Origin of the sequence: Roseomonas sp. KE0001, from assembly GCF_016107285.1 — a bacterium.
GTDB lineage: Bacteria > Pseudomonadota > Alphaproteobacteria > Acetobacterales > Acetobacteraceae > Pseudoroseomonas.
Genome location: NZ_RCVQ01000007.1, coordinates 60,468 through 81,643, shown reverse-complemented (window position 1 = coordinate 81,643; position 21,176 = coordinate 60,468). Strand labels below are relative to the sequence as shown.

Genomic DNA, 21,176 nt, shown 5'->3' with positions numbered 1-21,176 from the left:
CCTCAGCCCCTGTCCGAATCGTCGCGGGGCAGGAGCTGCTCGGCCAGCGTGGCGAAGAAGCTGGCGCCGACCGGCAGGACCGCGTCGTTGAAGTCGTATCGCGGGTGATGCAGGCCCGGATCGCTGGCCGTCCGGCCGCTGCCCAGCATCAGGTAGGAGCCCGGCGTCCGGTTCAGCATGAAGGCGAAATCCTCCCCGCCCATGGTCGGCTTCGGCATCTCGTGGGTCCGCGCCTCGCCCACCACGGCGGCGGCGGCGCGGGCGGCGAGGTCCGTGGCCTCCGCCTCGTTGACGGTGGCGGGATACATGCGGGTGAAGCGCACCTCGGCCCGCGCGCCGAAGGCGATGGCGATGCCGGAGGCGATCTCCGTCACCTTCCGCTCCAGCACGTCGCCCACCTCGGGGCGGAACCAGCGGGCCGTGCCGCGCAGGTGCACCGTCTCGGGGATCACGTTGAAGGCGTTGCCGCCCTCGATCCTGCCGATGGTGACGACGCCCGCCTCCACCGGCTCCACGTTGCGCGCGACGATGGATTGCAGCGCGGTGACGATCTGCGCCGCGATCACCACCGGGTCGTTGCCCATGTGCGGCATGGCGCCATGCGCGCCATGGCCGGTGATGGTGATCTCGATATCGGCCACCGCCGCCATCACAGGCCCGGCGCGCCAGTGCATCTCGCCCGCCGGCAGGTTCGGCCAATTGTGCAGGGCGAAGACATGCCGCATCGGGAAGCGCTCGAACAATCCCTCCTGCACCATCTTCTCGGCGCCGCCGCCCATCTCCTCGGCGGGCTGGAAGATCACATGGACGGTGCCGGCGAAGTTGCGCGTCTCGGCCAGGTACCTGGCGGCGCCGAGCAGCATGGAGGTGTGCCCGTCATGGCCGCAGGCATGCATCTTGCCGGGCACGGTGGAGGCATGGGGGGCGCCGCTCTCCTCCAGGATCGGCAGCGCGTCCATATCGGCGCGCAGGCCGATCGCGCCGCCCTCCCCGCGGCCGCGGATGACACCCACGACGCCGGTGCCGGCGATGCCGGTCACCACCTCGTCCACACCGAAGGCGCGCAGCTTCTCCGCCACGATGCCGCTGGTCCGCGCCTCCTCGAAGGCCAGCTCGGGGTGGCGGTGGAAGTCCTGCCGCCAGGCGGTCATCTCCTCGTGGAAATCGGCGATGCGGTTCAGCACGGGCATGGCGGGGCCTTCCGGTCAGGTCTCGGGACAGGGGCAGCTTTGCGTCCGCGCCGCCGCCGCGGCAAGGGGGGCACCCTTTCCGGCGGACCGGACGGGGCCATCTGAGAGGGGATGTTCCGCCGCCTCCTGGTCCCGATCCTCCTGCTCGCGCCGCTGGCGCTGCTTGGCGCCTATCTCGGCGGCGCGCTTCAGCTGCCGCCGCGCTGGGACCCGCGCGCGCCCCTCGACTTCCGCGACGCGCCCAACCTGATGACCGGCTGGAAGCTGGCGCGGATGGAGTGGGAGGAGGGCGCCTGCGCTGCCGCCTTCGCCGCGTCGGGCCTGACGCTGGAGCGCCTGCCGGACCGTCCCTCCGAGGTGGGCTGCCCTCTGGAGAACACGGTGCGCCTGGCCGGGCAGGGGGCCAGGCTGCAGCCGAACCAGCCCGTGGTGACCTGCCCGCTGGCGGCGGCCTGGGCGCTGTTCGAGCGGCACGGGCTGCAGCCCGCCGCCGAGCGGCATTTCGGCAGCCGCGTCACCGCCGTGCGCCATCTCGGCACCTACAACTGCCGCAATGTCTATGGCCGCGCGGAAGGCCGGCGCAGCCAGCACGCCACGGCCAACGCGATCGACATCGCCGGCTTCACCCTGGCCAACGGGCGTGAGATCCGGCTGCCGCGGGACTGGGGCAGCGAGGACAGCGCCACGCCGGGGACGCCCGGCGGCTTCCTGCGCGAGGCGCGGGATGGCGCCTGCCGCTGGTTCAAGGCGGTGCTGGGGCCGGACTACAACGCCGCGCATGCCGATCACTTCCACCTGGACCGGGGGCGCTGGAGCCGCTGCAGCTGATGTGGTATCTTGATACCACCAAAGGAAAACCCGGCTTTTCCCTTGACCTGCGCGGGTTCTGCGGCGATAAGCCGCCACCGATTTCCAGACCGCCATTGTTCAGGATAGAGACCGTGCTGCAAACGCAGACCCGCTCGCTGAAGCCGGCGGAGGTGAAGAAGAACTGGGTGCTGATCGACGCGGAGGGCCTCGTGCTCGGCCGCCTCGCCGCCCTGGTCGCCAATCGCCTCCGCGGCAAGCACAAGCCGCAGTTCACGCCGCATGTCGACTGCGGCGACCATGTCGTGATCGTCAACGCCGAGAAGGTGAAGGTCACCGGCAACAAGGCCGAGCAGTCGGTCTTCTACTGGCACACCGGCTATCCGGGCGGCATCAAGGAGCGCACCCTGCGGGAGCGCCTCGAGAGCCGCTTCCCGGAGCGTGTCATCGAGAAGGCCGTGGAGCGGATGATCACCCGTGGCCCGCTCGGCCGCCGGCAGATGAAGAACCTGCACGTCTATGCCGGGCCCGAGCATCCGCATGCCGGCGCCCAGCCCGAGGCGCTGGACGTCGCCGCCCTGAACCGCAAGAACACGGTGGCCTGAGATCATGAGCGAACAGACGACCTCCAACAGCGTCTCCTCGCTGGCCGAGCTGAAGACCCTGGTCGCCGGCACCCCGGCCGCCGGCGAGGCCTCCGCCCCGCGCGAGCCGAAGAAGGACCAGTTCGGCCGCGCCTACGCCACCGGCCGCCGCAAGGATGCCGTGGCCCGCGTGTGGGTGAAGCCCGGCAAGGGCACGATCGAGATCAACGGCCGCGCGGCGTCGAAGTATTTCGCGCGCCCGGTGCTGCGGATGCTGATCACCCAGCCCTTCCTGGTGGCCGACCGCTACCAGCAGTTCGACGTCTACTGCACCGTCACCGGCGGCGGCCTCTCCGGCCAGGCCGGCGCGGTCCGCCACGGCATCAGCCGGGCGCTGACGAACTTCGAGCCGGCGCTCCGCCCCATCCTCAAGAAGGCCGGCTTCCTGACCCGCGATCCGCGCGTCGTCGAGCGCAAGAAGTACGGCAAGGCCAAGGCCCGACGTTCCTTCCAGTTCAGCAAGCGCTGACGCTGGGCGGACCGGCGTTCGGCGCCGGTCCGGGACACGGACTGTTTCATCGGCGAGGGCGGGTCCGCAAGGGCCCGCCCTTTCTGCTTTCGTGCTATCCTCATCATCCCCGAAGGAGGGCTCCAGATGGCCAAGGGCACCATTCCCGCGATCTTCATCGACGGCGAGGCCGGCACCACCGGTCTTGGCATCCGCCAGCGGCTGGAAGGGATCTCCGGCATCGCGCTGCGCTCCATCGACCCGGCGCAGCGCAAGGATCCCGCGGCCAAGGCGGCGCTGCTGGCCGAGGTGGATCTGGTGGTGCTCTGCCTGCCCGACGCGGCGGCGAAGGAGACCGCCGCGCTGGCCGCCAGCCTGGGCGCGGCCGCGCCGAAGCTGCTCGATGCCTCCACCGCCCATCGGGTCGATCCCGACTGGGTCTATGGCGTGCCCGAACTCTCCCCGGAGCAGCCCGGGCTGATCGCCGCCGCGCCCCGCGTGGCCAATCCGGGCTGCTACCCGACCGGCGGCATCGCGCTGCTGCGCCCGCTGGTCGCGGCCGGGCTGATCCCGGCCGACCACCCCATCACGGTCAATGCCGTCTCCGGCTATTCCGGCGGCGGCAAGGCGATGATCGAGGCCTATGAGAACCAGGCGGCGCCGAAGTTCGAGCTCTACGGCCTTGGCCTGGAGCACAAGCATCTGCCGGAGCTGCAGCAGTATTCCGGCCTGACCCGGCGGCCGATCTTCGTCCCCAGCGTCGGCAACTTCCGCCAGGGCATGCTGGTCTCCATCCCGTTGCACCTCGACACCCTGCCGGGCCATCCTTCCCCGGCCGAGCTCGAGGCGGTGCTCTCCGCCTATTACCGGGGTTCGGACTATGTCTCCGTGGTGCCGGCCGAGGGCAGCGGGAAGCTGGAGCCGGAGGCGCTGAACGACACCAACCGGCTGGAGCTCAGGGTTTTCGGCAATGCCGGGCGGCGGCAGGCCGTGCTGGTGGCGCGGCTGGACAATCTGGGCAAGGGCGCCTCGGGCGCCGCGGTGCAGAACATCGGCCTCATGCTCGGCATCCCGGTGGAGGATGCCGCCAGCCGTGCCGTCCCGTCCTCCCCCCCTCTGGCCAGCGGGAGCGGGAAGGCGCAAGCTGCCTGAAACCAGGGATGCGCGGCGGCGACGACCGCCGCGCCGCAGCAGGAGGATGACGACAGGACCATGGCACCGCTCTTTCCCTTCGAGGGCCGCCTGCCCAGCATCGATCCCACCGCCTTCGTGGCGCCCAGCGCAGCGGTGATCGGCGATGTCGAACTCGGCGCCGATTCCAGCATCTGGTACCACTGCGTGCTGCGCGGCGACACGAACTTCATCCGCATCGGGGCACGCACCAACGTCCAGGACGGCACCATCGTCCACGTCAATGCCGGCGATCAGCAGGCCATCCTGGGCGACGACGTGACGGTGGGCCATGCCTGCATTATCCACGCCTGCACGCTGAAGAACCGCGCCTTCGTCGGCATGGGCGCCACCGTCCTGGACGGCGCGGTGATCGAGGAGGGCGGCATGCTCGGCGCCGGCGGGCTGCTGGCGCCCGGCAAGCGCATCGGCCCCAACGAGCTGTGGCTCGGCGCTCCGGCGCGGCTGGTGCGGGTGATGGACGCCGAGGAGCGCGCCCGCTGGGACCGCACCGCGGCGCATTACGTCGAGCTGGCCAAGCGCCACACCACCTCGCTGACGCCGGCGCTGATCCTCAATCCGGCCGGCTGAGCGGGCGGCGGCGGCGCGTGGCTTTGGCCGCCGCCCGGCCTGCGGCATCCTCCCGCCGACCTGTCTGGAGTGCCGCCGCCATGCGCCGATTCGCCGCCGTCCCGCCGCCCCTTCGCCTGTCGCTCTGCCTTCCGCTCTGTCTTCCCTTGGCGCTGGCCGCGCTGCTGCTGCCCGCCTGCGCCGAGTTGCGCACGCCGCCGCCGCGCACCGAACTGCCGCTCGATCTGGTCCCCGCGGCGCAGGACCCCTTCCGCAGCGCCGTGCGGCTGGCGGCGCGGGACTTCGCCGACCAGGCCGCCGGCCTGAACGGCCGCCCGGCCGAGACGGCGAGGGCCGCCGCCCGGCTGGAATTCCTCGCCCAGGCCATCGCCACCGATCCGCGCTACAGCGACTTTCCGCCCGGCATGGTGATGGCGTTGCGCGGCGCGGTGGCCGAGGTGCGGCAGGCCATCGGCCTGTCCGAGACCGCCCTGCCGGACCAGGCCATCGGCGCCCTGGCCGCCGCCGCCCGCGCCATCGAGGCGGGCGGCGGGAGCGGCGGCGCCTTTCCCGAGACGCTCTTTCCGGCCGGTCCGGAACGCACGCGGCAAAGGCTGGCCGAGCCGGGCCCGCTGCCGGAGGCCGCGATCGCGACAGGGCGCCTGGAGGAGGCGGTGGCGGCGATGGACCGCGAGGGCGGGTGGGGCCGCCGGCCGGGCGGACTGTCGCCGCTGGGGGCCATGTCAACCTCCCCTTAAGGCGGCGACGGCACTCTGGCGGCTCGGAAAACGGGTCGGGAAAGCCAGGATGCCCAACTTCAACTCGGTGCGGATCAGAATCGCGGGCGCCATCATGGCGGCGAGCCTCGGGGCCTCGGCCCTGCTGTTCGGGCTGAATGCCGTGCAACGGGCGGGCGAGGCCCGTGCCGAGCTGGAAACCTCCGTGGCGCGCCAGGCCGCCGCCGTGCGCAACGCGCTGGAGGAGGAGAAGCGCCTCGCCGCCGCCCTGGCCGAGAGCCTGGCGCGCAGCCCGGCGGTCGCCTCCGCCATCCTGGACGGCGACCGCGCGGCGCTGCTGGCGCAGCTCGCCCCGGTCCACAAGGCGCTGGCGCAGAGCCTGGGCCGCATCATCCTGACGGTGTCACAGGCGCCGGGCGTGGTGCTGCTGCGCGCGCACGACCCGGCGGCGCATGGCGACCGCTATGTCGACCGCCGGACCGTGGTGCGCGAGGCTTATCGCCAGGGCAGGTCGGTGGTCGGGCTGGAGCCGGGCCGGGACAATATCAGCGTCTTCGCCGGCGCGCCCGTGATGCGGGACGGCCGGGTGGCGGCGGTGGTCGATCTGGGCCTGGCCATCGGCGAGGGGCTGGCGCGCCGCGCGGGTGAGGCGGGGCAGGCGGAACTGACCTTCTATCGCCGCGACGGCCAGTCCCTGGCGTCGATCGGCTCGACCACCGGCGGTCAGCCGCTGCTGAGCCCGGCCGAGCTGGAGGCGGCCTTCTCAGGATCCCAGGGTGGCGCGGCGCAGTATCGCGGACGGCGCTTCCAGGCCGCCGCCGAGCCGCTGCTCGGCATCGACGGTCAGGTGCTGGGGCTGGTCGAGATCGGCGTCGATATCGAGGACCGCCTGACCCGGGCCGAGAGCGCCGACCGGCAGGCCCTGCTGGCGACGCTGGGCGCGGCGCTGATGGCGCTGCTCGCCGGTCTGCTGCTGGCGGCGCGCCTGGCGCGGCCGTTGCAGGCCCTGGCCGCCGCGGCGCGGGATCTCGCCGGCGGCCGCGTCGACATCACCGTACCCGGCCAGGAGCGGCGGGACGAGATCGGTGCCGTGGCCCAGGCCATGGAAGTGCTGCGCCAGGGCAGCGCCGAGGCCGAGGCCCTGCGCCGCGCGCAAGCGGCCGCCCGGGCCGAGGCGGAGCAGGCGCGGCGCGAGGCCACGCTGGCCCTGGCCGAGCAGGTCGAGCACGCGATCGGGGGCGTCGGCGGCGAGCTGGCCCGGAGTGCCGCGCTGCTGCGCCAGCGCGCCGACGATCTGGCGGCCGGCATCGCCACCGCCGGGCAGCGCGGCCTGGGCGCGGCGCGCGGAGCGGAGGACGCGGAGGGCAATGTGCAGACCGTCGCCGCGGCGGCCGAGCAGCTCTCCGCCGCCATCGCCGAGATCACCCGCCAGGTGGCCGAGGCCGCGGCGGTGGCGCGCCGCGCGCTGGAGCGCAGCAGCGCTGCCGATGCCACGGTGCAGCTTCTCTCCAACAGCTCCGAGCGCATCGGCGAGGTGGTGCGCCTGATCGGCGACATCGCCGGGCAGACCAACCTGCTGGCGCTGAACGCGACGATCGAGGCGGCGCGGGCGGGCGAGGCCGGCAAGGGCTTCGCGGTGGTGGCGAGCGAGGTGAAGTCGCTGGCCGCGCAGACCGCGCGGGCGACCGACGAGATCGGCGCGCAGATCGGCGCCATGCAGCAGGCGGCGCGCGACGCGGCCGAGGCGATCGGCGGCATCGCCGGGGTCATCACGGAAGTGGACCATATCGCCGGCAGCATCGCCGCGGCGGTGGAGGAGCAGGGGGCGGCGACGCGCGAGATCGCCCGCAATGTCGGCGAGGCCGCCGCCGGCACCGGCCGGGTGACCCAGGAAGTGGCGGCGGTCAGCCAGGCGACGCGCGAGGCGACGCAGGCGGCGGAGGGGCTGACGGCGCTGAGCCAGGACCTCGCCGCCCAGGGCGGGCGCCTGCGGCAGGAGCTGGACGGGCTGCTGGGCCGGCTGCGCGCCGCCTGAGACGGGCCGGCCGGCGTTTCCTCTCCGCTCCTGATGTGCAGAATGCCATGAGGTCACAGGGTGGAGGGATCTATGCAGCGACGGAGCTTCTTGACCAGTGCGGCGGGGCTAGGCGCCGCCGCCCTGGCCAGGCCGTCCCTGGCGCAGGGGCAGGGGGCGCATGTGCTGCGCTTCATCCCGCAGGCCGATCTCAGCATCCTCGATCCGCTGAACACGACCGCCTACCCGACGCGCAACCACGGCCATCTGTGCTGGGACACGCTGTACGGCCTGGATCTCGACTTCCGCCCGCAGCCGCAACTGGCGGCCGGGCATGTGGTCGAGAATGACGGGCGGCGCTGGACCTTCACCCTGCGCGTTGGCCCGACCTTCCATGACGGCGAGAAGGTCCTGGCGCGCGATGCCGTGGCCTCGATCCGCCGCTGGATGCTGCGCGACACCCACGGCCAGACGCTGGCGCAGCGCCTGGACGAGATCCGCGCGCTGGACGATCGCCGCTTCGAGATCCGGCTGAACCGGCCCTTCGGCCCGATGCTGGACGCCCTGGCCAAGGTCTCCTCCTACCCCTGCTTCATCTATCCGGAGCGCTTCGCGAGCCAGGATCCCGGCCGGGCCCTGACCGAGGTGGTCGGCTCCGGCCCGTATCGGTTCGTGGCGGAGGAGCGCGTTTCGGGCAGCCACGTGGTCTACCGGAAGTTCGACGGCTACAGCCCCGCCTCGGGCGCGGTGAGCCTGACCGCCGGCCCCAAGCTGGCGCATTTCGAGCGGCTGGAATGGCGCAACATCCCTGACCCCGCGACGGCCGCCGCCGCCCTGCAGGCGGGGGAGGTGGACTGGTGGGAGCAGGTCGCGCCCGATCTGCGGCCGCTGCTGCGGGGCGATCGCGGCCTGGTTGTCGAGCGGCTGGATGTCGGCGGCCTCGTGGCCATGCTCCGCCCGAATCACCTGCACCCGCCCTTCAACGACCCGGCGCTGCGCCGCGCGCTGTGGCCGGCGATCCGGCAGGCCGATTTCATGACCGCCATCATGGGCGACAACCGCGATCTCTGGCGTGACGAGATCGGCTGCTTCCCCGAAGGCAGCCCGATGGCCTCCACGGCCGGCATGGCGGCGCTGACCGGCCCGCGCGACAGCGAGGCGGCGCGCCGGGCGGTGAAGGCCGCAGGCTACCGTGGCGAGAAGGTGGTGATGCTGCATCCGACGGATGTGGTGAACAACAACAACCTGACCGCCGTCGCCACCGATATGCTGGAGAAGGTGGGCATGTCGGTGGAGAGCGCCACCTCCGACTGGGGCACGCTGCTGCAGCGCCGCTCCAACCGCAATCCGCCCGCGCAGGGCGGCTGGAGCGCGCTGATCGTATTGTTCGGCGGCATCGACCTGGCCAATCCCGGCGGCCATCCGCTGCTGCGCGCCAATGGGGAGAAGGCCTGGTTCGGCTGGCCCACCAGCCCGCGGCTCGAGGAGCTGCGCGATGCCTGGTTCGATGCGCCCGACCTGTCGGCGCAGCAGGAGATCGCGCGCGACATCCAGGCGCGCTTCTTCGAGGATGTGCCCTTCTATCCGCTCGGGCAGTACCTGATCGACAGCGCCTGGCGCAGCACCCTCACCGGGCACCGGCGCGGCATGGCGCTGCCGCTGAACGTGCGCCGCGCCTGACGCGAGGGCGGCTCAGCAGGGCTCGGGGCGGAAGACGCGGCTGGGCGCCACGAACTCCTCCTGCGCCGCCACGGTGAGGATCTCGCGCGAGGCGGCCTCGGCGGTGCGGCGCAGCAGGCCGTAGATCGACGAGGCCGCGGCGCCGAGGGCCGCCTCGGCCTGGCCCGAGCGCAGCCGGTGGAACAGGTAGAGCGCCGCGATGGCATCTCCGGCGCCGTTCACCGAGAGCGGCAGCATCGGCGTGCGGATGCGGTGGAAGGCGCCCCCCTCGGCGGCCAGCATCTCGATCTGATCCTCCGGCGTCTCGGCCACCTGCAGCGAGGTGACGAGGATGCTGCGCGGCCCGCCCGGCGCCATCCGGGCCTGCAGCGCCGCCGCCGCGGCCTTGGCCTCGGCCAGGGTCGTGACCTTGCGGCCGGTCAGCCATTCCAGCTCGAACTGGTTGGGCGTCAGCAGGTCGGCGGCGGGCAGGGCGCGGTCGCGCATGAAGTCCGGGATGCCGGGGCGGACGAAGACGCCGCGTCCGACATCGCCGATCACCGGGTCGCAGCAATAGACGGCGCCGGGATGGGCCGCCTTCACCCGCGCGGCGGCGTCCAGGATGGCCTCGCCGATGGCCGCGTCGCCCATATAGCCGGAGAGCACCGCGTCACAGCCGGGCAGGGCGCCGCGGTCCTCGATGCCCTGCACCAGATCCCGCACCAGATCGGCGCCGAAGACCTGGCCGCGCCAGGAACCGTAGCCGGTGTGGTTCGAGAACTGCACCGTGTTCACCGCCCAGACCTCGGCCCCCAGCCGCTGCAGCGGAAACACCGCCGAGGCATTGCCGACATGGCCATAGGCGACCCAGGACTGGATGGAGAGGATGTTCATGCGGCCTCCGGCGGCGGGTGGTTGCTCTAGGCGGTGCGGCCGCCATCCACCGGCAGCAGCACGCCGGTGATGAAGCTCGACTGCTCCTCGCCCAGCCAGACGCAGGCATTGGCGATGTCGTGCGGCGTGGACATGCGGCCGAGCGGAATGGTGCCGACGAAGCGGGCGCGGTTCTCGGGCGTGTCCTCGACGCCCATGAAGTCCGTCAGCAGGGCGGTCGCGCCCATCACCGGGCAGATGGCGTTGACGCGGATGTTGTCCTTCGCCAGCTCCTGCGCCATCGCCTGGGTGATGGTGTTCACCGCGCCCTTGGTGCCGTTGTACCAGACAAGGCCGGGCCGCGGCCGGATGCCGGCGGTCGAGGAGATGTTGATGATCGAGCCGCCGCGCCCCTGCTGGCGCAGCAGCGGCACCGCCGCCTTGGTCATCCAGAAGATCGACTTGACGTTGACGGCATAGACCTTGTCGAAGGTCGCCTCGTCCACGTCGAGGATCGGGCCGTTGCGGTGCGTGGTGCCGGCGTTGTTCACGACGATGTCCAGGCCGCCGAAGGCCTTCGCCGCCGCGTCCACCATGGCCTGCACGTCCGGCCCCTTGGAGACGTCGCCGCCGACGGCGATGGCGCCGTGGCCGATCGAGCGGGCCACCGCCTCGGCGCCCTCCCGGTTCATGTCGGCGACGACCACCCGGGCGCCCTCGCGCCCGAAGCGTTCGGCGATGCCCTGGCCGAAGCCGGAGGCCGCGCCCGTCACGAGGGCGATCTTGTCTTTGAGGCGCATGAGGCTTCCTTCCCTTCCGCCCTGGAATCCGCCGCGATGCCGGCGTCGAGGCGGGGGAGGGTCGGGGATCGGCGGCGCGCGGTCAATCCGGGCGCCGGCGAGGGCGCTTCTGTTGCTTCGGCGCGCGCTTCTGGCTACAAGCCCGCCTTCACGCGCGGCCGGTCGGCATCGGCTGCTCCAGACAGAAAGCCTCCACGATGAAGCCCGATATCCATCCGGACTACCACGAGATCACCATCATCATGACCGATGGGACCACCTACAAGACCAAGTCCTGCATGGGCAAGGAAGGTGACACCCTGCGGCTGGATATCGACCCGAAGTCGCACCCCGCCTGGACCGGCCAGCAGCGCATCATTGACACCGGTGGCCAGATCGCCAAGTTCAACAAGAAGTTCGCCGGCATCGGCGCGCGCAAGAAGGCCTGAGCCGCCGCCTCCCGCGCGAAAGAGCCAGGCTCTGGGCGCCACTCCCTTGAAAAGGGGGGTGGCGCTTTCCATATGCGATGATGCCAGCGGCGCCCGGTTTTCGGGGCCGCCGGCGTGATCCCGCTGCGAGAAGGTCGCCCGATCGGGGGCCTGAAGCCGCGCCGGATCGCAACGCAACGGACCCTTGCTTCGCTTCGAGGAGGCTCTCCATGATGACGTCGTTCGACACCACTCCCCTGTTCCGCACCGCCATCGGCTTCGACCGGCTGGGCCGGTTGCTGGACACCGCCCGCGCCGCGGCGGAGGGGCCCGCCTATCCCCCTTACAATATCGAGAAGACCGGTGAGGACTCCTATGTCCTGACCATGGCGGTCGCTGGCTTCGCGCCGGAGGATCTGGAGATCACCGCCCAGGACAATGTCCTGCTGGTCAGCGGCAAGGCCAGCCCGCAGCCCGAGCAGGAGCGCCGCTATCTGCACCGTGGCATCGCCGGCCGTGCCTTCGAGCGCCGCTTCGTCCTGGCCGACCACATCCAGGTCGAGGGCGCGGATCTGGCCAATGGCCTGCTGCATGTGGCGCTGAAGCGCGAGGTGCCCGAGGCTCTGAAGCCCCGCCGCATCGAGATCGCGACCGGCCGCTCCGCGCAGCCGGTCCTGGAAGGCCAGGCGGCGCCGCTGGCTGCCTGATGGCGGGGACTGCCTGACACGCCGGGCCGGCCTCATGGCCGGCCCGATCCTTGGCCGGGGCGGAGATGCCCCGGCTTTTTCATGCCCGGATGCCCGGGCTCAGGCGTTTCGGCGCAGCGCTTCCGGATTGATCATGGCGTCCGGGTCCGGCGCGCCGGCCAGGAAGTCGATGACATTGCGCGCCGCCGCGGTGGCCATCCGCTGCAGCCCCTGGGCGGTGCTCGCGGCGACATGCGGCGTCATCACGACATTGGGCAGGGAGAGCAGCGGGATCGGCGCCGGCATCGGCTCCACCGCCACCACGTCCAGCCCCGCGCCTCCGATCCGGCCCGAGCGCAGCGCGGCCTCCAGCGCCGCCTCGTCCACCAGCGTGCCCCGGGCGGCATTGATCAGCTGCGCGCCCGGCTTCATCGCCGCCAGGAAGCCGGCATCGACCATGCCGCGCGTCTCCGCGTTGGAAGGGCAGTGCAGGGTCACGATATCGGCCTCGGCCAGCGCGGCCGCCCGGTCCCGCGCCGGCTCGTAGCCCAGGCCGCGGATCGTATTGGCCGGGATGAAGGGGTCGTGCACCAGCACCCGGAGGCCGAAGGCGGCGCAGAGCCGCGCCACCCGCGTGCCGATCCGGCCGAAGCCCAGGATCAGCACGCTGCGGCCGGCGAGATCGAAGGTCTGCGACTGGCCGGGCACCCGCCACTCGCCGCGTCGCACCCCCGCGTTGAAGGCCACCACCTGGCGCGCCAGGGTCAGCATCAGCATCAGCGTGTGCTCGGCCACCGAGCCCGCATTGGCCTCCGGCGTCACGGAGAGCAGGACGCCACGCGCGGTCAGCGCCGGGACATCCACATTGTCGTAGCCGACCCCGTGGCGGCAGACGAAGCGCAGCCGCGGCGCGCGGTCGAGCAGGGCCTGATCGACCGTCAGGCCACGGACGATCATGGCCTCCGCCTCGGCCAGCTCCGCCTCCAGCGCCGCCGGCGGCAACTCCTCCGGCGTCAGGAGCAGGACGCCCGGCTCGGCGCGCAGCAGGGCCAGCCCGTCGGCGTGGATGGGATCGGGAACCAGGACCTTGCTCGGCATGGTGCTCACTGGTCCCCCCAGGGGCGGCGCCGGAACAGGTCCCGCACGACCGCCGCCTCCTGCAGCACGGCCTCGCGATACTCGGCGCCGACGAAGGGACGCAGCGGCAGGTTGAGCTCGGCCGCCTCCTTCTGGAATCCGGGGTCCGCGAGCAAGGCGCGGAAGGCCTCCACCAGCCTGGCCTCCATCTCGGCCGGCAGGCCGGGCGGGCCGACGAAGCCGCGCGCCGAGCCGCCCAGCACGTCGAAGCCCTGCTCGCGGAAGGTGGGCACCTCGGCCATGGCCGGCCAGCGCTCCGGCGCCGCCGCGCCCAGACAGCGGGTGCGGCCCTCGCGCAGCAGGGAGAGCCCCTCGCTCAGATTGTAGGAGGCGACATCCAACTGCCCGCCCAGCAGGTCGCGGATGGCGACCGCGGTGCCGTTATAGGGGGCGTGGAGGGTGCGGATCCGGGTGGCTTCCTCGAAGGCCAGCAGCAGCAGGTGATCGTCCGATCCCACGCCCGCCGCAGTGCCGACGGACACCGTCTCGGCACCCTTCCTGGCGGCGGCGACGAGATCGTCCAGGGTCCTGAGCGGCGAATCGGCGCGCACCCAGAAGGCGCAGGGATCGTCGACCAGCTGCGCCAGATAGGTGAAGGATTCGAGCGTCCAGCGCACGGGACGTTCGAGCGGCTTGGCGCTGAGCCCGAGGCTGGCGATGGCGCCCAGGGTCAGCCCGTCCGGCCGCGCGGCATAGATCACTTCCGTGCCGGTCTGCCCGCCGGCGCCGACGCGGTTGGTGATAACGAAACGCGCGCCCGGCAGGTGGTTCGGAAGATGCTTCGCCGCGAGGCGGGCCATGATGTCGATGCCGCCGGCCGGCGGATAGGGGACGATCATCTCAATCGGCCGGGCCGCGGGCCATTCGGCGGCGCCACCGGACTGGGCGAGAGCCGGGCGGGCCAGGAGGGCGGCCGGGGCGGCGGCCAGGGCGAGCCCCGGCAGCAGCATGGTGTTCAAACCGCGACGGGTCGGCATCGGGAACGTTCCTTGGAGATCCTGTGGCCCGTGAGCGACGGGCCCGGCGCAGCCTAGACGCCGGGCCGCGGCCTGGCCATGGCGCGGGCGCGGCGCCTTCGCGCTTGCATCATGGCCCCAAGGCGCGCATATGAGCCCCGCCGGCCCGGCTTCCCGGGTTTGGTCTTGAGTCCTGGTTGCGTGAATGACCGGCCCGATCGCGGGCACCGGTCCAGGCCAGGACCCCGGGCGAGCCTCCCGGAACCTCTTCCTCCCGGTACGACCCATCCACGCGGGGCGTCCTGACCCGCAACCGGTGCGGCCGTCATGGCGCGCGCCGAAGACTGGATGTGTCCTGAATGACCGATTTCACTGCCCTTGGCCTGGCCGAACCGCTGCTGCGCGCGCTGGAGCAGGAGGGCTACACCACCCCGACCCCGATCCAGGCCCAGGCGATTCCGCTGGTGCTGGAGGGGCGCGACCTGCTGGGCATCGCCCAGACCGGCACCGGCAAGACGGCGGCCTTCGCGCTGCCCATGCTGCACCATCTGGCGGCACGCCGGGCGCAGGCGCCGCGTGGCGGCTGCCGGGCGCTGATCCTCTCGCCGACGCGTGAGCTGGCTTCGCAGATCCACGACAATATCCGGGCCTATGGCCGCTTCCTCGGCCTGTCCACCACCGTCATCTTCGGCGGTGTCGGCGCGCGGCCGCAGATCCAGGCGCTGAGCCGCGGCGTCGATATCCTGGTGGCGACGCCCGGCCGCCTGCTCGATCACGTGCAGACCGGCGCCGCCCGCCTGCAGGGTGTCGAGATCCTGGTGCTGGACGAGGCCGACCAGATGCTGGATCGCGGCTTCTGGCCGGCGATCCGCAAGCTGACCGGCCTGATGTCCTCGAAGCGGCAGACGCTGTTCTTCAGCGCCACCATGCCGGCCGAGATCGCCCGGATCGCCAACGAGCTGCTGAAGGATCCGGCCAAGGTCTCCGTGACCCCCGTGGCCTCGACGGCCGAGCGGGTCGAGCAGCGGCTGATCCATATCGACGCCGCGCAGAAGCGCGTGCTGCTCTCGGAGATGCTGCGCCAGCCGGGCATCGGCCGGGCCCTGGTCTTCGCCCGCACCAAGCATGGCGCCGACCGCGTCGCCAAGCACCTGGTGCTGGACGGCATCAACGCGCACGCCATCCATGGCGACCGCAGCCAGGGCCAGCGCGAGCGCGCCCTGGCCGAGTTCCGCACCGGCCGCGCGCCGATCCTGGTGGCGACCGATATCGCCAGCCGCGGCATCGACGTGGATGGCGTGACGCATGTCTTCCAGTTCGACCTGCCCGACACGCCGGAGGCCTATGTCCACCGCATCGGCCGTACCGCCCGCGCGGGCGCGAGCGGCGAGGCCATCGCCTTCTGCGCGCCGGACGAGATTGCGAAGCTGAAGGCGGTGGAGAAGCTGATCTCCATGAAGATCCCCGCCGAGGACCGGCGCAGCGATGCGGGCCGGGCCGAGGCCGCGCAGCAGGCGCCGAAGCCGCAGCCGCCGCGTGGTGGCCGGGGGCGGCCCGCGTCGCAGGGGCAGCCCCGTGGCGGCCGCGATGGCCAGCGCCAGGGCCGGCCGGCCAATGCCCCGGGCGCGCCGCGCGGCGCCGGGCGGAGCGCCGCGCCGGTCCGTGACGGCGCGGGACGCAAGGACCGCAACTGGCGCGACGGCGACTTCCGCGACCCGCGCTGAGCGTCCCACGACCCGCGCCGGCGCGAGTGCCGGCGCGGGGCGGCCTCAATCCGTCGCCATCACCTTCACGTAGCTGCCGGGGGCGTCCTCCAGCACCGGCAGGGCGCCGTCGCCGGGCTGGCGCGCCGGCACCTGGGCCTTGTCCTGCGCGGTGATCCAGCGCTGCCAGTCCGGCCACCAGGAGCCGGCCAACTCGGTCGCGTTGCCGAACCAGTCCTCGGGGCGGGGCGGCATCTCCTCGCCGGTCCAGTGGCTGTACTTGCCGGAGTCCGGCGGATTGACCACGCCGGCGATATGTCCCGAGGCGGCGAGGACGAAGCGCACCGGCCCCTGATAGATCTGCGTCGCGCGGTAGGCGCTGGTCCAGGGCGCGATATGGTCCTCGCGCGTCGCCAGGATATAGGCGGGGGTCCTGATCTTCCCGAGGTCGAGCGGCACCCCGGCCAGTGTGATGGTGCCGGGCTTCACCAGGTCGTTCTGCTGGTACATGCGGCGCAGGTAGAAGCTGTGCATGGCCGCCGGCATGCGCGTGCTGTCGTCGTTCCAGTAGAGCAGGTCGAAGGGGAAGGGCTCCTGCCCGAGCAGGTAGTTCTGCACCACGAAGGACCAGATCAGGTCGTTGGCGCGCAGCATGTTGAAGGTCGTCGCCATCTCGCGGCCCTCGAGATAGCCGCGCTTCTGCATCCGCTCCTCGAGCGACTTCAGCTGCTCCTCGTCGATGAAGACGGAGAGCTCGCCCGCCTCCGCGAAGTCCACCATGGTGGTGAAGAAGGTGGCGGACCGGATGCGGGTGTCGCGCTTGACGGCCATGTGCGCCAGGGTCGAGGCCAGCAGCGTGCCGCCAAGGCAGTAGCCGATGACGTTCACCCCTTTCTCGCCGGTCGCCTTCTCGATCGCGTCGAGCGCCGCGTAGGGGCCTTCGAGCATGTAGTCCTCGAAGGATTTCTGGGCCAGCCGCTCGTCGGGATTGACCCAGGAGACGACGAAGACGGTGTGCCCCTGGGCCACCGCCCAGCGCACGAAGCTGTTCTTCGGCCGCAGGTCGAGGATGTAGAACTTGTTGATCCAGGGCGGGATGATCAGCAGCGGCCGCTTCAGCACCTTCTCCGTGGTCGGCGTGTACTGGACGAGCTGCATCAGATCGTTCTGGTAGACCACCTTGCCCGGCGTCACGGCGATGTTCTCGCCGATCCTGAACTTGCTCTCGTCGGTCATGCGGATGCGCAGCTTGCCCTTGCCGCGCTCCAGGTCGGACAGCAGGTTCTGCAGGCCGCGCAGCAGGTTCTCGCCGCCGCTCTCGGCGGTCTTGCGCAGGACCTCGGGGTTGGTCATCAGGAAGTTCGACGGACTCATCGCATCGACGAACTGCCGCGTATAGAAATCGACCTTCTGCGCCGTCTTGGGGTCGAGATCGTCCGCCGCGTGCGCGACGTTGGTGAAGTAGCGCGCCGAGAGCAGATAGGACTGGCGGATGAAGTCGAAGACCTCGTTCTCGCGCCACGCCTCGTCCTTGAAGCGGCGGTCCTTGCTGTCCTCGGCGATGACCGGCGGCACCTCCTCGCCCCACATGCGGCGCGCGGTGTTCTGCCAGAGCGTCAGATAGTCCTGCCAGAAGCCGAGTTGCGCCTGCATCAGGCGGGCCGGGTTGGCCATCAGCCGCGCCGTCATCTCCATGAAGGCGGCGCCGATATGCGCGGGGTCCGGGCCTTCCGGGCGGCCAGGCGTGTCGCCGGACTGGCGGCGCAGGAAGTCGGCGACGATGCGCTGGCCCCGCTCCGCCACGTCCGCCATGGTGCGCGAGACCACGGCGGGGTCGGGCATGCGGAAGGCAGCGGGGTCCGGGGGGGTGTCGTCGTGAGCCATGCGTCCCTCCGCGCCGTCATCTGCATGAAGGCGGCGCCTCTGTGTTGGCCCCGCGCCCCCGCCGGATCGCCGGCCGTGGGTGGAGGGCTGAGCATATCTGGGGCATGACGCGGCCCGCCGCCAGATCCGGTCCGTCTCGGCGCTCCGGGTCCCGCGCGGCGCCGCCGCCCCGGCGGAAGTCTCCGCCGAGTTCCCGGCCACGGCAAGCGGGCATGCCGCGCCGGCGCCTCTCCCCGGGGGGCTTTCCCGGGGCGGCCTTTCCCCCGGCTGGCGATCCGGGGTAATGCCGGGGGAGCGGATCGGAGGTGGATGGATGCGGCAGCGGAGCGAGCGCGAGGGAAACGGGTGCCCCGGTCCGGCCCGGCGCGCCGGCGGATGGCCGGTGCTGCTGCTGGCCCTGGCGTCTCTCGGCGGCTGCGTCGGCTCGCCGGGCGAGGGGCCGGTGGAGTTCTACCGCAACGCCTTCGGCGAGCCGTTGCAGGGCCGCCCGCTGCCGCCCGGCAGCGATGGCGGCTATCCCAACCTGGCCTCGGTGCCGCCGGCCCCGGCCCGCGGCGCGCCCTCCGCCCGCGAGGCGCTGAGCCGCAGCCTGGCGGAGGCCCGCGGCCAGTCGCGCGATCCGGTGGTGCCCGGGCAGCCCGTGCCGCCGCCGCCGACCGGCGCCGTTGGGGCGGAGATCATCCCGCTGAGCCCGCCGGCGCCTGCCCGCCTCGCCGCCGCCCCGCCCGTCGGCCGGCAGCCGGCCTCGCCGGACACGCCCGCGGCACCGCTGCCGGAGGACCCCGGCGCCGCCCCGGCCCCGCCGCCGGCGGAGTTCCTCGCCCCGGCCCCGCCGGCGCCGGAACTGCTGGCGCCGGCGCCGCCCCGGCTGTAGCACGGCATCTCCGTCCCGCCATTCCGCGCCGCGGCCGGCCGCTCTATCCTGCCCCCTTCGCCACTCCGGACCCAAGAAGGCCATGACCGAGGAATTCCACCGCATCCGCCGCCTGCCGCCCTATGTCTTCGCCGAGGTCAACCAGGCGAAGGCCCAGGCCCGCGCCGCGGCCGAGGACATCGTGGATCTCGGCATGGGCAATCCGGACAGCCCGACGCCGCCGCACATCGTGGCCAAGCTGGTCGAGGCGGTGCAGAACCCGAACACGCACGGCTATTCGGCCTCCAAGGGCATTCCCGGCCTGCGCCGCGCCCTGGCCAACTACTATGCCCGCCGCTTCGAGGTGACGCTGAACCCCGACACCGAGGTGGTGGCGACGCTGGGCTCGAAGGAGGGGCTGGCCAATCTCGCCGCCGCCATCTCCTCGCCGGGCGACACCATCCTGGTGCCCAACCCGTCCTACCCGATCCACCAGTTCGGCTTCATCATCGCCGGCGCCTCGGTGCGCTCGATCCCGCACACGCCGGACGAGGAGATGCTGCGCGCCCTTGACCGCGCGGTGCGTCACTCGGTGCCGAAGCCGACGGCGCTGATCATCAACTACCCGTCCAACCCGACCGGCCTGATGGCCGATCTCGACTTCTACCGCGAGATCGTCGCCTTCGCGAAGCAGCACGAGATCTACGTGCTCTCCGACCTCGCCTATGCCGAGCTGTACTACGGCGCGCGCGTGCCGCCCTCGATCCTGCAGGTGCCGGGCGCGCGGGACGTGGCGGTCGAGTTCACCTCGATGTCCAAGACCTACAACATGGCCGGATGGCGCATGGGCTTCGCCGCCGGCAATCCGAAGCTGATCGCGGCGCTGACACGGGTGAAGTCCTATCTGGACTACGGCGCCTTCACGCCGATCCAGGTCGCCTCCACGGCGGCGCTGAACGGGCCGCAGGACTGCATCGACGACATGCGCCGACTCTATCGCGAGCGCCGCGACGTGCTGGTGAAGGGATTGCGCCAGGCCGGCTGGGACGTGCCGGTGCCCGAGGCCGGCATGTTCGTCTGGGCCGAGATCCCCGAGCGCTTCCGCCATCTCGGCAGCGTCGAGTTCTCCAAGCTGCTGCTGGCCCGCGCCAAGGTGGCGGTGGCGCCGGGCCTGGGCTTCGGCGAGCACGGCGACGGCCATGTGCGCATCGCCATGGTCGAGAACACGCAGCGCATCCGGCAGGCGCTGCGCGGCATCCGCACCTTCCTCCAGGCCGACAATGGCGGGCCGGCCGCCGAGCCCCTCGGCCTGACCTCCTCCGATCTGGTGAACAACGCATGACGCGCCCGCTTTCCGTTGCCGTCGCCGGCCTGGGCACGGTCGGCGCCGGGCTCCTGGTCCTGCTGCGGCAGAACGCCGAGCTCATCGCGGCCCGCGCCGGGCGGCCCATCGTCGTCACCGCCGTCTCGGCCCGGGACCGCGGCCGCGACCGGGGCGTCCCGCTCGAGGGGTTGCGCTGGTACGACGACCCGGTGGCCATGGCCGCCGAGGCGCCGGCCGATGTGGTGGTGGAGCTGATCGGCGGCAGCGCCGGCCCGGCCCGTGCCACGGTGGAGGCGGCGCTCGGCGCCCGCCGCCCGGTGGTGACGGCCAACAAGGCCCTGCTGGCGCTGCACGGCGTCGCGCTGGCCGCCCAGGCCGAGGCGGCGGGCGTGCCGCTGGCCTACGAGGCGGCGGTCGCCGGCGGCATCCCCGCCATCAAGGCCTTGCGCGAAGGGCTGGCGGCCAACCGCATCGATCGCGTCACCGGCATCCTGAACGGCACCTGCAACTACATCCTGACCTGCATGCAGGCCGAGCGGCAGGGGGCGGGCCGCGAATTCGCCGACGTGCTCGCCGAGGCGCAGAAGCTCGGCTACGCCGAGGCCGATCCCTCCTTCGACGTGGACGGCATCGACGCGGCGCACAAGCTCGCCATCCTGGCGGCGCTGGCCTTCGGCCGGCCGGTCGCCTTCGAGGCGGTGCATGTCGAGGGCATCCGCGGCGTCTCCGCGCTCGACATCAGCCTGGCGCGGGAACTCGGCTACCGGATCAAGCTGCTCGGCATCGCCGAGCGGGCCGAGGGCGGCATCGCCACGCGCGTGCATCCCTGCATGGTGCCGGTCGACCATCCCATCGCCAAGGTCGACGGTGTGTTCAACGCCGTGGTGGCGGAGGGCGACTTCGTCGGCCGCGTCGTGCTGGAAGGACGCGGCGCCGGCGCGGGGCCCACAGCCAGCGCCGTGGCCGCCGACCTGATCGACATCGCGCGCGGGCGCCACACACCGGTCTGGGGCGCGAGCACGCTCTCCGCGGCGCCGGCGCAGCCGATGAGCGCGCATCGCGGCGCCTACTACCTGCGCCTGATGGTGCTCGACCGGCCCGGCGTCATCGCCGATGTCACGGGCGTGCTGCGCGATCATGGGGTGAGCCTCGAATCCATGATCCAGCGGGGCCGCGCGCCGGGCGAGGCCGTGCCGGTCGTGCTCACCACCCATGACTGCCAGGAATCGGCCATGCGCGCGGCCTTGCAGCGGATCGTCGCCCTGGAGGCGGTGCTGGAGCCGCCGGCGCTGATCCGCATCGAAACCTTCTGAA

The 21,176-nt window shown here is 72.2% G+C and carries 20 protein-coding genes; 14 read left to right on the top strand and 6 right to left on the bottom strand.

Annotation, left to right across the window (positions count from 1 at the left end):
* Positions 1-2 precede the first annotated feature (2 nt).
* A complete protein-coding gene (locus D9598_RS14780) occupies positions 3-1,190 on the bottom strand; it encodes a M20 aminoacylase family protein (protein ID WP_198367305.1) in 1,188 nt (395 codons plus the stop codon).
* Between the two features lie 111 nt (positions 1,191-1,301).
* Here D9598_RS14780 and D9598_RS14775 point away from each other — a divergent pair, with 111 nt between their 5' ends.
* The 8 genes from D9598_RS14775 (at position 1,302) to D9598_RS14740 (ending at position 9,260) form a co-directional block, all read left to right on the top strand.
* A complete protein-coding gene (locus D9598_RS14775) occupies positions 1,302-2,018 on the top strand; it encodes an extensin family protein (protein WP_198367304.1) in 717 nt (238 codons plus the stop codon).
* A 113-nt stretch (positions 2,019-2,131) separates the two neighbouring features.
* Positions 2,132-2,602, top strand: a complete 471-nt coding sequence (gene rplM, locus D9598_RS14770) for a 50S ribosomal protein L13 (protein WP_198367303.1) — start codon at positions 2,132-2,134, stop codon at positions 2,600-2,602.
* A gap of 4 nt (positions 2,603-2,606) precedes the next feature.
* Positions 2,607-3,110, top strand: coding sequence for a 30S ribosomal protein S9 (gene rpsI / locus D9598_RS14765; protein WP_198367302.1), 504 nt, complete (start codon positions 2,607-2,609; stop codon positions 3,108-3,110).
* A gap of 126 nt (positions 3,111-3,236) precedes the next feature.
* Positions 3,237-4,241 carry an N-acetyl-gamma-glutamyl-phosphate reductase gene (gene argC / locus D9598_RS14760; RefSeq protein WP_198367301.1) on the top strand — a complete coding sequence of 335 codons (1,005 nt, stop codon included), beginning with the start codon at positions 3,237-3,239 and terminating at the stop codon, positions 4,239-4,241.
* A 60-nt stretch (positions 4,242-4,301) separates the two neighbouring features.
* Positions 4,302-4,850: a gamma carbonic anhydrase family protein gene (locus D9598_RS14755; RefSeq protein WP_198367300.1), complete on the top strand. Its 549-nt coding sequence runs from the start codon at positions 4,302-4,304 to the stop codon at positions 4,848-4,850.
* A gap of 80 nt (positions 4,851-4,930) precedes the next feature.
* The gene (locus D9598_RS14750; RefSeq protein WP_198367299.1) at positions 4,931-5,587 is read left to right on the top strand and encodes a hypothetical protein; all 657 of its coding nucleotides are present in this window, start codon (positions 4,931-4,933) and stop codon (positions 5,585-5,587) included.
* Positions 5,588-5,636: 49 nt separating this feature from the next.
* Positions 5,637-7,601, top strand: a complete 1,965-nt coding sequence (locus D9598_RS14745) for a methyl-accepting chemotaxis protein (protein ID WP_198367298.1) — start codon at positions 5,637-5,639, stop codon at positions 7,599-7,601.
* A 72-nt stretch (positions 7,602-7,673) separates the two neighbouring features.
* Positions 7,674-9,260 (top strand): ABC transporter substrate-binding protein, encoded by a 1,587-nt coding sequence (locus tag D9598_RS14740; protein ID WP_198367297.1) that lies wholly within the window; start codon positions 7,674-7,676, stop codon positions 9,258-9,260.
* Between the two features lie 12 nt (positions 9,261-9,272).
* Here D9598_RS14740 and pdxY read toward each other — a convergent pair whose 3' ends face one another.
* Positions 9,273-10,133, bottom strand: a complete 861-nt coding sequence (gene pdxY, locus D9598_RS14735) for a pyridoxal kinase PdxY (RefSeq protein ID WP_198367296.1) — start codon at positions 10,131-10,133, stop codon at positions 9,273-9,275.
* A 26-nt stretch (positions 10,134-10,159) separates the two neighbouring features.
* Complete coding sequence (locus D9598_RS14730; protein ID WP_198367295.1) at positions 10,160-10,912, bottom strand: SDR family oxidoreductase; 753 nt, start codon at positions 10,910-10,912, stop codon at positions 10,160-10,162.
* A gap of 197 nt (positions 10,913-11,109) precedes the next feature.
* Between D9598_RS14730 and rpmE the strand changes: the two genes are divergently transcribed.
* Positions 11,110-11,340, top strand: a complete 231-nt coding sequence (gene rpmE / locus D9598_RS14725; RefSeq protein WP_160939158.1) for a 50S ribosomal protein L31 — start codon at positions 11,110-11,112, stop codon at positions 11,338-11,340.
* 212 nt (positions 11,341-11,552) lie between these two features.
* On the top strand, positions 11,553-12,026 hold the full coding sequence (locus D9598_RS14720) for an Hsp20 family protein (protein ID WP_198367483.1): 474 nt from the start codon (positions 11,553-11,555) through the stop codon (positions 12,024-12,026).
* Positions 12,027-12,125: 99 nt separating this feature from the next.
* Here D9598_RS14720 and D9598_RS14715 read toward each other — a convergent pair whose 3' ends face one another.
* Together D9598_RS14715 and D9598_RS14710 are read right to left on the bottom strand one after the other, a co-directional pair.
* Positions 12,126-13,103: a hydroxyacid dehydrogenase gene (locus D9598_RS14715; protein ID WP_198367294.1), complete on the bottom strand. Its 978-nt coding sequence runs from the start codon at positions 13,101-13,103 to the stop codon at positions 12,126-12,128.
* A 5-nt stretch (positions 13,104-13,108) separates the two neighbouring features.
* Positions 13,109-14,119 carry a tripartite tricarboxylate transporter substrate binding protein gene (locus tag D9598_RS14710; RefSeq protein WP_232477263.1) on the bottom strand — a complete coding sequence of 337 codons (1,011 nt, stop codon included), beginning with the start codon at positions 14,117-14,119 and terminating at the stop codon, positions 13,109-13,111.
* Between the two features lie 338 nt (positions 14,120-14,457).
* Between D9598_RS14710 and D9598_RS14705 the strand changes: the two genes are divergently transcribed.
* Positions 14,458-15,822 (top strand): DEAD/DEAH box helicase, encoded by a 1,365-nt coding sequence (locus D9598_RS14705; protein WP_198367293.1) that lies wholly within the window; start codon positions 14,458-14,460, stop codon positions 15,820-15,822.
* Positions 15,823-15,867: 45 nt separating this feature from the next.
* Here D9598_RS14705 and D9598_RS14700 read toward each other — a convergent pair whose 3' ends face one another.
* Entirely contained in the window at positions 15,868-17,685 is a 1,818-nt protein-coding gene (locus D9598_RS14700) for an alpha/beta hydrolase (RefSeq protein ID WP_198367292.1), read from the bottom strand.
* Positions 17,686-18,067: 382 nt separating this feature from the next.
* On the opposite strand from D9598_RS14700, the gene D9598_RS14695 reads away from it, so the two are divergent.
* The 3 genes from D9598_RS14695 to D9598_RS14685 all read left to right on the top strand — a co-directional run bounded on the left by D9598_RS14695 (position 18,068) and on the right by D9598_RS14685 (position 21,175).
* Positions 18,068-18,559 (top strand): hypothetical protein, encoded by a 492-nt coding sequence (locus tag D9598_RS14695; protein WP_232477315.1) that lies wholly within the window; start codon positions 18,068-18,070, stop codon positions 18,557-18,559.
* Between the two features lie 82 nt (positions 18,560-18,641).
* Positions 18,642-19,880, top strand: a complete 1,239-nt coding sequence (locus D9598_RS14690) for an LL-diaminopimelate aminotransferase (protein ID WP_198367290.1) — start codon at positions 18,642-18,644, stop codon at positions 19,878-19,880.
* A complete protein-coding gene (locus D9598_RS14685; RefSeq protein ID WP_198367289.1) occupies positions 19,877-21,175 on the top strand; it encodes a homoserine dehydrogenase in 1,299 nt (432 codons plus the stop codon). Before D9598_RS14690 ends, D9598_RS14685 begins: the two co-directional genes overlap by 4 nt.
* Position 21,176: the final 1 nt, after the last annotated feature.